Genomic DNA, 13,489 nt, shown 5'->3' with positions numbered 1-13,489 from the left:
ACGCGCTCAGACGCATCTTGGGGGTGTCGATTGCGGCTTTCGGCCGCCTCTGCGTAGTATTACTACCGATCCGAGACCCGGATCGGAAACGAATGGACGTGACATGTGCGCCGCTGCACGACCGGCCGAACCGGCCGCCCTCACCGTCGATCCGCTCGCCGGCAGCCTCACGGGCACCGCCGAACGGTATGAGAAGCGCCTGCCCGATCTCGACGGGCTCTACCGGGACTCGGACGCCTTCGCCTCGGCGATCCGAGACGATGACGGCAGCCCGGTGTACTGGGTCGACAGCAGCACCCCCGAAAGCGGGCGAGGCGCCCTCACGATCGGACTCAGCGTGCTCCGTCCCGGACGGATCGGCGAGGAGTTCGCGATGACCCGCGGCCACCTGCACGCGCAGGCCGAGTTCGCGGAGCTCTACTACGGCGTCTCCGGCAGCGGCGTGATGCTCCTGGAGAGCGTCGACGGCGAGGCCCGAGCCATCCCCATCTCCCCCGGCGTCGCCGTGCATGTGCCCGGCGGCTGGGTCCACCGCAGCGTGAACGTCGGCGACGACCTGCTCGTCACCGTCTTCGCCTACGCGACCGAAGCCGGTCAGGACTACGGCATCATCGAACGCGCAGGGGGAATGAAGCAGCTGATCGTCGCCGACGGCGACGGCTGGACGACCCGCCTCAACCCGGATCATGGGGGATACCGTGTCTGACGCATCCGCGGTCCTCGCCGACCTCGCCGCACACATCGACATCAGCTGCGTGCAGGCGCAGCACACGCGGCGCGACGTCGAGGAGCTCGCGCGCCGCGCCGTCGACGGCGGTTTCGTCAGCGCGCACGTCCTGCCCACCTGGCTCCCCGTGCTGCGGGAACTCCTGTCCGGGAGCAGTGTCCTCGCCGGTTCGCCGGTCTCCTTTCCCAGCGGGGGCGCGACCCCGGCGACGAAGGCGGCCGAGGCGCGCGAGCTGCTCGGCCTGGGGGCCCAAGAACTGGACGTCGTCGTCTCGATCGGGCGTCTGCGCTCCGGCGACACCGCCACGGTGACCGATGAGCTCAGCCGGGTGGTCGACATCGTGGCCGGCGAAGTGCCGCTCCGCGCGATCCTCGAGGTCGGGCACCTCGACGAGTCGACGATCCGCCGCGGAGTGGATGCCGCGATCGCAGCGGGCGTGCCCTGGATCAAGACGGGCACGGGCTGGTCCGGCATCCCTACCACGGTCGAGCACATCCGCGTCATCGCGGAGCAGGCCGCCGGGCGCGCCGCGCTCAAGGCCGCGGGCGGCATCCGCGACATCGAGACCATCACGACCATGGCCGAGCTGGGCGTCACCCGGTTCGGCATGAACGCCACCGCCGCCGTCGCGGCCGTCGCGGCATCCCGGAGCTACGCATGACGATCGTCCAGACCATGACCTCGGCCGACCTCCGCCCCGCGGTGACGCCGACCCTCTACTTCATCGGCGTCACGACCGGCCGGTCCTCGATCCAGCAGGTCTTCCCGCGCTGGGCGGAGGAGTTCGGTCTCACGGACGCGGTCCTGCAGGGCATCGACCTGCCGCTGCATGCCCCGGCGGCGGATTACCGACGCGTCGTGGAGTTCATCGCCGCCGACCCGCTCAGCCTCGGTGCCCTCGTGACGACGCACAAGATCGATCTCTACACGGCGTGCGCCGACCTCTTCGACGAGATCGATCCGTTCGCCCGCCTCATGGGCGAGACGAGCTGCATCTCCAAGCGCGACGGACTCCTCGTGTGCCACGCGAAGGATCCGATCTCGAGCGGTCTGGCGCTGGACGCGTTCGTTCCGGCCGGCCACTGGGCCGGTGGCGCGGATGCGCTGTGCATGGGGGCCGGCGGATCGACGATCGCCATCAGCTGGTACCTGTCGCGACGAGAGAGCGGCGCGGATCGACCGCGGCGCATCGTCGTGACGAATCGGTCCGAGAAACGTCTCGACCACATCCGCGGGATCCACCGGCAGCTCGACACCGATACGTCATTCGAGTACGTCCTCACACCGACGCCCGCCGACAACGACCGTGTGCTGGCTGACCTCGCGGCCGGCTCGCTCGTCGTCAACGCGACCGGGCTCGGCAAGGACGCACCCGGATCCCCCCTCACGGACGCGGCACGCTTCCCGGGCCACGGCGTGGCATGGGACCTCAACTACCGCGGCGACCTCGTCTTCCTCGACCAGGCACGGGCGCAGGAGGAGGCCCGTGCGTTGCACATCGAGGACGGCTGGATCTACTTCCTGCACGGGTGGACCCAGGTCATCGCCGAGGTGTTCCACATCGACATCCCGACCTCCGGCCCCTCGTTCGACCGCCTCGGCCGGCTGGCGCGTTCGGCGCGCTGATCCATGACCGAGCTCGTCCTCGCCTACGACCTCGGCACCGGGGGGTGCAAGGCGTCGCTGTGGGATGCCGACGCCCAACAGGTGGCCGAGGTCGTCATGCCCTACCCGACGCTGCACCCATCGCCGGATCGCAATGAGCAGCGCCCCGCCGACTGGTGGGATGCCGTCGTCTCCTCGACGCGCGCGCTCCTCGGCCGGGTCCCTGGTGCGGCGACGCGTATCGCGGGGCTCGCCCTGTCGGGCCAGAGCCTCGGCGTCATCGCCCTCGATCCCCGGGGCGAACCCCTGAGCGACACGACCCCGATCTGGTCGGACGCCCGTGGCCTGACCGAGCATGTGTTCGCCCATCTCGAGGAAGGCGAGTGGTACCGCCGAACGGGCAACGGCTTCGGCGCACCGCTGTACCCGATCTTCAAGGCAGCGACGCTGCGGGCGGAGGATCCCGATCGATGGGCGCGCACGGCGCGGCTGGTCGGGTCGAAGGACTGGGTGAATCTCCGACTCACCGGTGAGCTCGCCACCGACCACTCCATGGCGTCCGGTACGGGTGCCTACGATCTGCGCGCGGCCGACTACGCCGACGACATCCTCGCCGCCGCGGGTCTCGACAGGGGTCTCTTCGCCCCGATCGTCCGCTCCCACGATCGCGTCGGGACGCTGACGGCCGATGCGGCGACAGCCCTGAACCTCCCCGCCGGCATCCCCGTCTTCGCCGGGGCGGTCGACAACGCCGCCATGGCGCTCGGCTCCCGCGGCACGGCCGAGGGCCGCATCTACGCCGCCCTCGGATCGTCGAGCTGGATCACGGTCACGTCTTCGCGGCCGGTCCTCGACGAGGCCACTCGTCCATACGTCTTCGCCCACGCTGTTCCCGGGATGTTCGTCAGCGCGCTGTCCACCTTCAGCAGCGGCACGAGCTTCGACTGGCTGCGACGACTGATCGCGGCCGATGCGGATCCGGCTGACGTGATCGCCTCCGCTGCGGCATCCCCCGCCGGCGCCCGCGGCGTCACGTTCGTCCCGACCCTCGCGGGCGGGACTCCGCTCGAAGGAGGCAGCGCGGCGCGCGGCATCCTGTCGGGCCTGCATCTGAGCACCGGTACGGCCGACCTCGTCCGCGCATGTCTCGAGGGCATCGCCTTCTCGCTCGACCGCAGCCTGCGCCACATCCGAGAGCTGAGCGGCTCGACCGAGCCTCTCCTCGTCTCGGGCGGCGGCGCGCGATCCGACCTGTGGAACGGCATCTACGCCGACGTCCTCGGCTCCGCGCTGCAGCGCTCCACCGTCGACCAGCAGGCCGCGACCCTCGGCGCAGCGACGATCGCGTTCGTCGGCGCGGGCATCTGGGCGGACTTCTCGCGAGCGGATGCCGCGCACGGCGCCCTCGAGACCATCACCCCCACGCATTCCGAGTCCTACGATGCGGCCCGGGCTCGATTCGATGCGGTGAGCGCAGCGCTCGCCCCTCAGGAGGTTTCCCCATGACCGATCGCCCACTCGTCGTCATCACCGGCGCCAGTTCCGGTATCGGAGCCGCCACGGCGCGCGCCTTCTCCGCCGCCGGCCACCCTCTGCTGCTCATCGCCCGGCGCCTGGAGCCGATGCGGGCGCTGGGGCTGCCCGATGCCGAGCTCGCAGCCGTGGACGTGACGGATACGACGGCCGTGGCCGAGGCGATCGCGCGCGCCGAGGAACGATTCGGCCCCGTCGATCTGCTGGTGAACAATGCCGGGCTGATGGCGCTCTCGCCGGTCGCGGAAGCCGACCCCGCGCTCGTGCGCGAGCAGTTCGAGGTGAACTGCGTCGCGCTGGTGAACAACAGCCGACTCGTGCTCCCCGGCATGCAGGACCGCCGCCACGGCACGATCGTCAACATCGGCTCGATCGCAGGCAAGCAGCTGTACTCCGACCACACGGTCTACAACGGCACGAAGTACGCCGTCCACGCCATGACCGAGGGGATGCGGCGCGAGAACGCCGCGCATGGTGTGCGCGTGCTGCTGGTCGCGCCCGGCATGGTCAACACCGCGCTGTTGTCGAACACCGACGACGGCGCCGTCCTCGAGGGCTACCTCGAGTACAAGGACAGCATCGGGGGTGGACTCCGCCCCGAGGACATCGCCGACGCGATCCTCGGCGCCTACCGGCTGCCGCAGCACATCAGCCATCGCGAGATCGTGGTCGCCCCCACCTCCCAGGACGCCTGATGGACTCGCCGGTCGGCGGCGCCCGCATCGTCCCGGTCGTCGTCCTGCAGGACGCCGCATCGGCGCACCCTCTGGCTGACGCGCTCGTCGCCGGCGGCATCCGATGCGCCGAGATCACGCTGCGGACGGCCGCGGGCCTCGATGCGATCGACGCGCTGCGGGACCGCCAGGACATCGTCGTGGGGGCGGGCACGGTTCTGAGCCCCGAGCAGGTCGACGACGTCGCGGACGCGGGGGCTCGATTCGCCGTCTCGCCCGGTTTCGATCCGCGCGTGCTGGAGCGCTGCCTGGCGCGAGGGATTCCCCTCGTGCCGGGTGTCGCGACGGCCACCGAGATCCAGCAGGCCCTCGGACGTGGGCTCCGGCACCTCAAGCTCTTCCCCGCGAAGCAGATCGGCGGGCTCGACGCGATCCGCGCCTTCGCCGGCCCCTTTCCCGACGCGTGCTTCATGCCCTCGGGCGGGGTCTCCCCCGCCAACGCGAGCGACTACCTCGCGCACGCGGCGGTCTTCGCCGTCAGCGGTTCATGGATGGTGCCGTCGGATGCCCTCGAGGCCGGCGAGTTCACACGGATCGAAGAGCTGTCACGCCGCGCCCTCGCCGCCCTGTGAGTCCCCGCATGGGTAGTTGTACTACCTACACTACCTTTCCCAGGGCTCTTGAACCCCGGAAAGTCGTCGGTTAGCGTACTCGGACAAGGAAAGTGCGTAGTGCAACTACCTGGTGTCGCCGACGACACTCCCGAACCAGCCGCACCGCGTTCTATCGATGAAGATAGGAAGGCACCCCCGTGCAACGACGAATCGGGCCTGCGATCGCAGCAGCAGCAGCGCTGTCCGCGGCCACACTCCTCCCCTCCCTCCCGGCGGCAGCCGCGGACCCCGACGCGCAGCGGACGGTGACGGTCGACCTCGATGACGTCGTCCAGGAGGACTACCTCGGCATCGGCGCCAACGTCATGCCGTGGAGTCTCATGGAGGGAACCACCTCCCTGGGCTACGACGACGCCGACTGGGAGGTCGATGTCGAGCGCATCCTCACCCTGCAGCCGAAGGTGGCACGCCTCTGGTTCCAGATCGACTGGATGGAGCTCGAGAAGGGACAGTACGACTTCGAGAGCCCTGAGATGAAGGCCGTGTACCGGTACCTCGACGCCTTCGAGCAGGCCGGGACGGAAGTCCTGCTCAACTTCGGGTGGAAGGTCGGCGAGCGCGTCCATGACTGGTTCCTCTACCCCGGCGTGCAGAAGCCCTATGAGAGCGCCCCGGCCGACCTCGATGCCTATGGACGGTCGGCCTCAGCCCTGCTCGATGAACTCGTCAACAGCCGCGGCTACGACAACATCGACTACCTGACGTTCTACAACGAGCCCAACGGGAGCTGGGACTTCGAGGGACCGGCCGATCAGAAGGCCTACTACGCCGAGATGGCGCGGAAGGTCCACGAGCAGCTCGTCGAGGACGGACTTCGTGACCAGGTGCAGATCTGGGGCCCCGAAGAGGTGAACGCACCCGACTGGACGCAGTACATGGCCGACAACGCCGCGGACGTCTTCGACCAGTACTCCTTCCACCTCTACGGCGAGTCGTACGACTTCCTCGGCGACGCGATCGACCAGCGTCGCAGCTCGATCGGCGACGCCCCGCTGAATCTGTCCGAGATGGGATGGACGAACCCCGGCACGAGCGTCTGGGAGACCGGGTACGCGAACTACATCATCGGGAGCGCCAACAACGGCGTCCACTCGAACCTCGTGTGGCAGCTCAACGGCGTGATGACGCACGACCCCGCGGGCGACACCAACGGCGCGTTCAACATGTGGGACTCCCTCGTGCTCGGCCTCGAGCCGACGGCGGCCTTCTACGAAGCCGGGCTCCTCATGCGCTACATCCCGGATCACAGCACCGTGCTGGCCACGACGGTGTCGCACGACGACATCCGTGCGGCCGCGTTCCGCGACGCCGACGGTGAACTCACCGTGCTGGTCGAGTCGAAGGGCGGCGAAGCCAAGGACGTCACGGTGCGCTTCGAGGGCGGCCGCGTGAACGATAAGTTCACGCGCATCGCCTTCGACGACTCCCTTGCGCAGCCCGAAGCGAACGCGATCCTGCCCGCATCCAGCGGCACGCTGCACGCGCAGAAGTCGGCCTTCACCGACCGCGACGTGAACGACCAGCACGGCTTCGTGATCTACACGACCGAACCGGCCGCCACCCAGGTCGCCGTCACGCCGACGGAGTCGACGATCTCGGGCGGATCGAAGGTCGCGCTCTCGTCCGACATCATCGACGGCAAGGGCAAGGTCACCTGGTCGGTCGTCGGCAAGGGCAACGGCACCGTCGACAAGCGCGGCGTCTTCACCTCGCCCGACGTGACCAGTGAGCGCACCGTCGCCGTCCGCGCGACGACGCGCAGCGGTGACTACGGCGTCGCGCAGATCACCGTGACGCCTGCTCCGAAGGCGGGTGTGGTCGACGCGCCGGTGTTCAGCCTCGAGCCCGGCCTGTATCCGTCGGTCGAGGCGGTCACGATCACGTCCGGCACACCGGGCGCGGAGATCCGCTACACGACCGACGGCAGTGAGCCCACCGCTGACTCGACGCTCTACACCGGGCAGATCTTCCTCGAGCCGCTCCAGACGACCTATCTGAGGGCGATCGCCGTCGCACCGGGCCTGGAGGACTCGGGCATCACGTCGCGGCTCTACAAGGTGCTCGACGTGCAGAACGCCCCCGACGGGTACGAGTTCTGCCAGTACGAGGACGGCGGGACCTGCGCCTTCGCCGGCGAGGCGAGCGTGGCATTCGGCTCCGACGGACTGTTCGAGTACGGCACCTTCACTGATGGCGTCGAGTGCACGGCCGCGTCGTTCGGAGCCAACCCGAACCCGGGTGGCGACAACCGGTGCTTCGTCAACCCCGAGATCCCGGCAGAAGAGCCGATCGTCACGATCTTCAACGCGGGGTTCGAGAGTCCCGCCACGGGCGGAACGGCGAACGGACCGATGGTGAACGGATGGACGTTCAGCGCACGTGCCGGCATCCAGCACAACAACAGTGTCTTCAACCCCGCGGAGGACGCGCCCGAGGGTGAGCGCACCGCCTATCTGAAGACCGACTCCGGGCTGGGGAGCCGCATCGACCAGACCGTCGTGTTCCCGCAGGGCACCTTCGCGTTGACCTTCTACACGGCCAACCGCGCCGACTTCGGCGGGCTGCAGGAGTTCGATGTCTTCATCGACGACGAACTGCTCGGTCACTACGCTCCGGCGGGCGGCTCCTACGAGTTCCACCAGACGGATGCCGTGACGCTCGACGCGGGCGAGCACACGATCTCGTTCGTGGCGACGACCGTGGACGGTGACAACACGGGCTTCATCGACGCGGTGAAGGTCGTCGAAGCCGAGTGACGCCAGTGAAGGCCGCGACCCGCGCGGGTCGCGGCCTTCACTGTTGGTGGGTCAGGAACCGATCAGGCTGACCACGAGACGCACGGAGAGCGCGATGACCGACACCAGGCCGATGAGCCCCATCACGTTCTGCCACCAGGTGTTGCGCAGCGGCCCCATGAGGCGCTTGTCGTTCGACATCACGATGATCAGCACCGCCAGGATCGGCGCGAAGAGCACGGTGAGGGCTTGCGCGAGGATGATCAGCTCGACCGGCGACGAGCCGGAGAAGATCAGGGTGATCGCGACGCCGAAGATCAGGATGAAGCCGCTGCCGAGCCGCGCGGTCTTCGTCTCGGCCGAAGCCCCCTTGCCGAGTGCGTCGGAGAGCATCGTGCCGCCCGCGACGCAGTTCGGGATCATCGACGAGAACGCCGCACCGAAGAAGCCGAGTGCGAAGATCCACGCCCCGACCGGGCCCGCGATCGGCTCGAAGATGCGAGCAAGCCCGCCGAAGGCGCCGGGCGCGTCGGTGCCCGTCGCGTTCAGGACCGCCGCAGCGACCACGATGACGAGGGCCGTCATGATGCCGGGGGCCACGATGCCGGGGATCGTGTCGACGATGGTGATGTCGCGGTAGTCCTCCTTCGTGCGCGCCCGTGCCTTCGTGCCGTAGGAGGTGTAGAAGGCCGCGTTGATCGAGAAGTTCGTGCCGACCAGGCCGATGATCAGCAGCCAGGCGTTGTCGGGGACGACGGGGATGAGGCCCGCGCCGGCCGCGGCCCAGTCGGGGTTCGCGGCGAACGCCGAGACGATGAAGCAGACCGCCATCAGGGCGACGATGGCGATGAGGATCTTCTCGACGATGCGGTAGATCCCCTTCAGGAACAGGATCGACGCGACCGCCACGGTGCAGATGATCGTCCACATGACGGGCGACGTGCCGGGGATGAGCATCGACAGACCGACTCCGGAGCCGACGGCGTTGCCGACGGAGAAGCACAGCGTGATGAGGAAGACGCCGAAGCCGGCGACGACGCCGACCCAGCCGCCGAGCCGCTCTTTGACCGACGCGATGAGGGAGACAGGGGTTCGGATGCCGAGACGCACGCTCATGTCGGTGAGGAAGATCATGAGGATCGTCGAGACGATGATCACCCAGATGAGGGTGTACCCGTAGCCCGCACCGGCGTTCATGGCGGTGGTCAGGTTGCCGGGTCCGAACTGCCACGCGCCGGCGACGAAGGCCGGGCCGATGAGGGCGAGCTGGCGCCAGAACGTACGCCGGGTGTGGCTGGATTCGACGATGGTCCGCACCGTCTCGGTCGAGATGCGACCGTGTCCGGTGCCGGGGGTCGCGGGGGGTCGAGTGGTGCGCGAGCGGTCGATGCTCATGGGAGCTCCTTCGGGAGGGCGGTCCTGCCGCCGAGTCGTCGTTGACTGAAGAGCCGCACTGCAGGGTAGATCGACGGGTGCGGTGCCGTCCATGCCTTCGGGGACCGGCGTGCGGCCGGTCCCCGAAGCCGGGTCACACGGAGACGCCGACCTTGCCGAGGTCGGCGGAGGCGAACGCGGCGGCGATCTCGGCATCCGCTCCGGGCTCGAGCGGGAGCAGCGGCTCGCGGACCGTCGCGTGGTCGAGGATGCCGCGGTTCACCAGCCCCCACTTGAGAGCGACCGTGCCCTCCATGTGCGAGCCGCGGTGGTACACCGCCTTGGTGACGGGCAGCAGGCGTTCGTGGATGGCGTGCGCGGCGGCGTAGTCCTTGGCCTTGCCGGCGGCGATGAGGTCGACGAGGAGCTCGGGGGCGATGTTGCCGTAGCCGACGAGCAGACCGTCGACGTCGAACATCGTCGGCAGCAGGTACTCGTCGTGGCAGGAGAGCACCTGCAGTTCGGGGTAGGCCGCGCGCAGCGCCGGGATCTCGGTGTACCAGCGGCGCATGTTGCGGACGCCGTTCTTCGTGTGGTTCACGCCCTCCTGACCCGCGATCTCCAGCTGCGTGTCGAGGTCGTAACTGGCCTTCGTGTTGTCGGGGTACTGGAACAGGATCTCCTCGAGCCCCGATTCCTCCCAGATCGCGCGGTAGCGGGTCTGCGGGGCTCCTGGCTGGAAGCCGAAGCGGAGCCAGCCGTGCGACGGGTAGACGAGTGCGCCCCGGGCCCCGGCATCCGCGGCGGCCTTGGCCTCGAGGGCGGCGGTGAGGTTGCCCTCCTTGGTGATGCCGGCGATGATCGGCAGCTTGTCGTCGACGGAGTCGCGGAAGGCGCGGATGACGTCGAGCTGCTCGGCCTCGGTGAGGAACGTTCCCTCACCGGCGTGGCCGAGGACGACGAGGCTCTTCACGCCGTCGATCGAACCGAGCCAGGAGCCGAGTCGCTGGATGGCGGCGTAGTCGACGGCGCCGTCCTCGGTGAAGGGGGTGACGGGTGCGGGGTTGAGACCACGGAGGTCGAGGACCATGGTTGGCTCCTTCTCTTCGTTGAGACCCGCCGAGTGAAAACGTTGGCGGGAACGTTTGCAGTAACGATTGCAAGTATGCTGACGGACAGAGATCGTGTCAAGGGGGAGCAATGGCGATCACCTCGAAACCGGGCGGCACCGCCGGCCCCGTGACCTTGCGCGACGTGGCCGAGGCGTCGGGCGTGAGCATCTCGACGGTGAGCCGCATCCTCGACGAACGCACGCCGCCGTCGAAGTCGGCGACGGCGCAGCGCGTTCGTGCGGTGGCCGACGACCTCGGCTACCGGCGCAACGTCTTCGCATCGAATCTGCGCCGCGGAGCGACCGGCACGATCGGCGTCCTCGTGCCGCGGCTGACGGATGCCGTCATGGCGCTCATGTTCGAGGCGGTCGAGCGGGCCGCACGCCAGCGAGGCCACTTCGCGGTCGTCGCGACCTGCGGCGATGACCCCGACGAGGAGCGCCGCGCGACCGAGACGCTCCTCGACCGCGGGGTGGACGGCGTCGTGCTGGCGACCGCCCGCATCGACGACGGACTGCCGGCGTCGCTGCGCGAGCGGAACGTCCCGCACGTGCTCGCACTCCGTACCGATCGCGTGAGCCCTTCGTCGTTGGGAGACGACGAGACGGGCGGGTACCTGGCGATGCGACACCTCATCGACCTGGGGCACCACGACATCGGTGTCGTCACCGGCCCGTGGTTCACCTCGAGCGGGCGCGACCGCCGCGCCGGTGCCGAGCGCGCCGCGGCCGAGGCCGGTATCGAGCTCCCCGAGGAGCGCATCCTCGCCGTCGGTTACGGGCTCGACCACGGCATCGACGCCGGACACCGGTTGCTCGACGGCCCCGATCGACCCACGGCCGTCTTCGCGGCCAACGACAACCTCGCCCTCGGCATCCTCACCGTGGCGCAGAACCGCGGTCTGGTCCCGGGTCGGGACCTCTCACTCGTGGGGTACAACGACATCCCGCTGGTGGCCCAGCTCCCGGTGCCACTCACCTCGGTGCGGACACCGTTCGATCAGATCGCGACGACCGCCGTCGAGATGCTGCTCGCTGCGGATGCGGGCGCGTCGATGCGAGTGGCGATGCCGACGCTCATCCCACGAGCGTCGACCGCCCACGTCGCCTCGACGCGGTGACGCCTACTCGCGGCCCCGGACCGTCGGGATCGCGCCTGTCCGTTCGGCGATCTTGCGGTCACCCCGGCGACGGCTGAATCGCGCCACGAAGAAGAGGATCGCTCCGACGATGACATAGCCGGCGGTCGCGAGCCAGACCAGGCCGGTCTGCTGCGTGAGCAGCACGATGCTCGCGACGATGGCGAGGATCGGGACGACGCGCGGCACCGAGAAGTGCGCGTGCTCGACCTTGTCCTTCTTCAACACGAGCACACTCACGTTCGCGGTGAGGAAGACGAGCAGAAGCAGGAGCACCGTCGTCTCGGCGAGCGTCGAGATGTCGCCGACCACCGTGAGGAGCATCGTCGCGCCGGCGACGACGAGGATCGAGACCCACGGCGTCCGCCGCTTGGGCAGGACCTTGCCGAAGGCGTGGGGCATGAGACCCGATTCCGCCAGCCCATAGGCGACGCGGCTCGCCATCACCATGAACAGCAGCGCGCCGTTGGCGATCGCGACGAGGGCGATGAGGCTGAACAGCCACCCCGGCACCGCGAGGCCGCTGGCCGTGACCACCTCGAGGAGCGGGCCGGTCGACGTCGCCAGCTGCGACGGCTCGACGACGATGACGGCGCCGATCGCGATCAGCAGGTACACGACGGCGGCGGTGATGATGGCCCCGAACAGCGCCCGCGGATACGACCGCGACGGGTTCTTGACCTCTTCGGCCATGTTCGCAGCCGCTTCGAAACCGAGGAACGAGAAGAACGCGACGATGGATGCCGCGAATGCGCCCTGCAGAGGAGCGACATCGGGGGCGAACTCGAAGACGCGGGACGGCTCTCCGCCGCCGCTGCCGAAGACGATGGCGGCGATCACGATGACGATCACGAGACCCGACACCTCGATCATCGAGGCGACCATATTGGTCGCGAGCGACTCCCTCACACCCCGCAGGTTGATGAGGGTCAGCACGGCGATGAACGCGATGGCGACCTGAACCGGCGGGATGGCGACGAGCGACGCGAAGTAGTCGCCCGCGAACGCGTTGGCCAGGGCGGCGGCGGTCGTGATCCCCGAGGCCATCATGAGGAATCCGACGAGGAACGACAGGAACGGGATGCCGAAGGCCTTGTCGACGTAACGCGCCGCGCCGCCGGCGTGGGGGTACTTGGTGATCAGCTCCGCGTACGTCCCGGCCGTGAGCAGCGCGACGACGAGCGCGATGAGCAAGGGCAGCCAGATGACGCCGCCCACGTCGGTCGCCATCGTGCCGACGAGCGTGTAGATCCCTGCACCGAGGGTGTCACCGACGATGAAGGCGAAGAGCAGCCACGTACCGACCGCGCGCTTCAGCCCGGGCTTCTCCTGGGCGGGTGCAGCCGTGGTGTCGTTTGTCATCGCACCACTCCAACCGAAACCCCGCGCGCGAAGCAACCCCTGGTGCGACCGGGCGCGACGTGCATGAGGAACCGATCACCCGCCTGCGCCGACCTGGTCCTGCAGGTTCACCGCGTTCCGCAGCACCTCACGCAGCGCCCCGACGAGGAGCGCGACGCCGACACCGAGGATGAGAGCGAGGAACGTCATCCACACGACGAACCGATTCCCGGCACCCGCGCCGACGAGAATCCCGCACCCGACGATCACGACGAGCATCGCCGCGGCGACGCACCCGATCATCGCGTCGACCCAGCGGATCGCTCCGTCCTCGAAGATGCGCCCGTGATCAGCGCGCGTCAGCAGCCGCCACACGCAGACCAGGGCGAGCTGCCCACAGAGGAGCAGGATGGCGAGGAGCACCGCCCCCGCGTCCCGCAGCCCGGAGACCTCCGGCATCACCTGCACCACGCCGTTGATGAGGTCAGGTACGACCCAGATCTGCAGGATGACGATCACCGTGAACAGGAAACCGGCGCCCGCCTTGCCGAGAGCGAACATGCGCACCCCATCTAT

Annotated in this window: 12 protein-coding genes; 8 read left to right on the top strand and 4 right to left on the bottom strand. The window is 68.9% G+C overall.

From position 1 onward, the window contains the following. Nucleotides 1-103 precede the first annotated feature (103 nt). From AB0259_RS10780 to AB0259_RS10750, 7 genes are all read left to right on the top strand, one after another. Nucleotides 104-706, top strand: a complete 603-nt coding sequence (locus AB0259_RS10780) for a glucose-6-phosphate isomerase family protein (protein WP_366221747.1) — start codon at nucleotides 104-106, stop codon at nucleotides 704-706. Then, the gene (deoC, locus tag AB0259_RS10775) at nucleotides 699-1,388 is read left to right on the top strand and encodes a deoxyribose-phosphate aldolase (protein WP_366221749.1); all 690 of its coding nucleotides are present in this window, start codon (nucleotides 699-701) and stop codon (nucleotides 1,386-1,388) included. The genes AB0259_RS10780 and deoC overlap by 8 nt, the downstream gene beginning before the upstream one ends. Continuing rightward, nucleotides 1,385-2,353, top strand: coding sequence for a shikimate dehydrogenase (locus AB0259_RS10770; RefSeq protein WP_366221750.1), 969 nt, complete (start codon nucleotides 1,385-1,387; stop codon nucleotides 2,351-2,353). The genes deoC and AB0259_RS10770 overlap by 4 nt, the downstream gene beginning before the upstream one ends. Nucleotides 2,354-2,356: 3 nt before the next feature. Next, nucleotides 2,357-3,838 carry an FGGY family carbohydrate kinase gene (locus AB0259_RS10765; RefSeq protein ID WP_366221751.1) on the top strand — a complete coding sequence of 494 codons (1,482 nt, stop codon included), beginning with the start codon at nucleotides 2,357-2,359 and terminating at the stop codon, nucleotides 3,836-3,838. After that, nucleotides 3,835-4,560, top strand: coding sequence for an SDR family oxidoreductase (locus tag AB0259_RS10760; RefSeq protein WP_366221752.1), 726 nt, complete (start codon nucleotides 3,835-3,837; stop codon nucleotides 4,558-4,560). The genes AB0259_RS10765 and AB0259_RS10760 overlap by 4 nt, the downstream gene beginning before the upstream one ends. Next, nucleotides 4,560-5,171 carry a bifunctional 4-hydroxy-2-oxoglutarate aldolase/2-dehydro-3-deoxy-phosphogluconate aldolase gene (gene eda / locus AB0259_RS10755; RefSeq protein WP_366221754.1) on the top strand — a complete coding sequence of 204 codons (612 nt, stop codon included), beginning with the start codon at nucleotides 4,560-4,562 and terminating at the stop codon, nucleotides 5,169-5,171. The genes AB0259_RS10760 and eda overlap by 1 nt, the downstream gene beginning before the upstream one ends. A 179-nt stretch (nucleotides 5,172-5,350) precedes the next feature. Further along, on the top strand, nucleotides 5,351-7,969 hold the full coding sequence (locus AB0259_RS10750; protein WP_251577184.1) for a chitobiase/beta-hexosaminidase C-terminal domain-containing protein: 2,619 nt from the start codon (nucleotides 5,351-5,353) through the stop codon (nucleotides 7,967-7,969). 51 nt (nucleotides 7,970-8,020) lie between these two features. Here AB0259_RS10750 and AB0259_RS10745 read toward each other — a convergent pair whose 3' ends face one another. Continuing rightward, entirely contained in the window at nucleotides 8,021-9,343 is a 1,323-nt protein-coding gene (locus tag AB0259_RS10745; protein ID WP_366221755.1) for an Nramp family divalent metal transporter, read from the bottom strand. A gap of 133 nt (nucleotides 9,344-9,476) precedes the next feature. Continuing rightward, a complete protein-coding gene (locus AB0259_RS10740) occupies nucleotides 9,477-10,412 on the bottom strand; it encodes a dihydrodipicolinate synthase family protein (protein WP_251577188.1) in 936 nt (311 codons plus the stop codon). A gap of 110 nt (nucleotides 10,413-10,522) precedes the next feature. Between AB0259_RS10740 and AB0259_RS10735 the strand changes: the two genes are divergently transcribed. Further along, the gene (locus AB0259_RS10735; RefSeq protein ID WP_366221756.1) at nucleotides 10,523-11,554 is read left to right on the top strand and encodes a LacI family DNA-binding transcriptional regulator; all 1,032 of its coding nucleotides are present in this window, start codon (nucleotides 10,523-10,525) and stop codon (nucleotides 11,552-11,554) included. Between the two features lie 3 nt (nucleotides 11,555-11,557). Here the strand turns inward: AB0259_RS10735 and AB0259_RS10730 are convergent, their stop codons facing one another. Together AB0259_RS10730 and AB0259_RS10725 are read right to left on the bottom strand one after the other, a co-directional pair. Further along, a complete protein-coding gene (locus tag AB0259_RS10730; RefSeq protein ID WP_366221757.1) occupies nucleotides 11,558-12,934 on the bottom strand; it encodes an APC family permease in 1,377 nt (458 codons plus the stop codon). Nucleotides 12,935-13,009: 75 nt separating this feature from the next. Beyond that, a complete protein-coding gene (locus tag AB0259_RS10725) occupies nucleotides 13,010-13,474 on the bottom strand; it encodes a DUF2975 domain-containing protein (RefSeq protein WP_251577194.1) in 465 nt (154 codons plus the stop codon). Nucleotides 13,475-13,489: the final 15 nt, after the last annotated feature.

It is taken from the genome of Microbacterium sp. NPDC080005 (assembly GCF_040702445.1).
GTDB lineage: Bacteria > Actinomycetota > Actinomycetes > Actinomycetales > Microbacteriaceae > Microbacterium > Microbacterium oleivorans_D.
This window is presented reverse-complemented; position numbering and strand designations above follow the sequence as displayed.

Excerpts from the sequence above, each read along its gene's own strand:
- AB0259_RS10725 (WP_251577194.1), bottom strand. The coding sequence starts at position 13,474 with ATGTTCGCTCTCGGCAAGGCGGGCGCCGGTTTCCTGTTCACGGTGATC.
- AB0259_RS10765 (WP_366221751.1), top strand. The coding sequence starts at position 2,357 with ATGACCGAGCTCGTCCTCGCCTACGACCTCGGCACCGGGGGGTGCAAG.
- AB0259_RS10760 (WP_366221752.1), top strand. The coding sequence starts at position 3,835 with ATGACCGATCGCCCACTCGTCGTCATCACCGGCGCCAGTTCCGGTATC.
- AB0259_RS10730 (WP_366221757.1), bottom strand. The coding sequence starts at position 12,934 with ATGACAAACGACACCACGGCTGCACCCGCCCAGGAGAAGCCCGGGCTG.
- eda (WP_366221754.1), top strand. The coding sequence starts at position 4,560 with ATGGACTCGCCGGTCGGCGGCGCCCGCATCGTCCCGGTCGTCGTCCTG.
- AB0259_RS10745 (WP_366221755.1), bottom strand. The coding sequence starts at position 9,343 with ATGAGCATCGACCGCTCGCGCACCACTCGACCCCCCGCGACCCCCGGC.
- AB0259_RS10740 (WP_251577188.1), bottom strand. The coding sequence starts at position 10,412 with ATGGTCCTCGACCTCCGTGGTCTCAACCCCGCACCCGTCACCCCCTTC.
- AB0259_RS10770 (WP_366221750.1), top strand. The coding sequence starts at position 1,385 with ATGACGATCGTCCAGACCATGACCTCGGCCGACCTCCGCCCCGCGGTG.
- AB0259_RS10780 (WP_366221747.1), top strand. The coding sequence starts at position 104 with ATGTGCGCCGCTGCACGACCGGCCGAACCGGCCGCCCTCACCGTCGAT.
- AB0259_RS10735 (WP_366221756.1), top strand. The coding sequence starts at position 10,523 with ATGGCGATCACCTCGAAACCGGGCGGCACCGCCGGCCCCGTGACCTTG.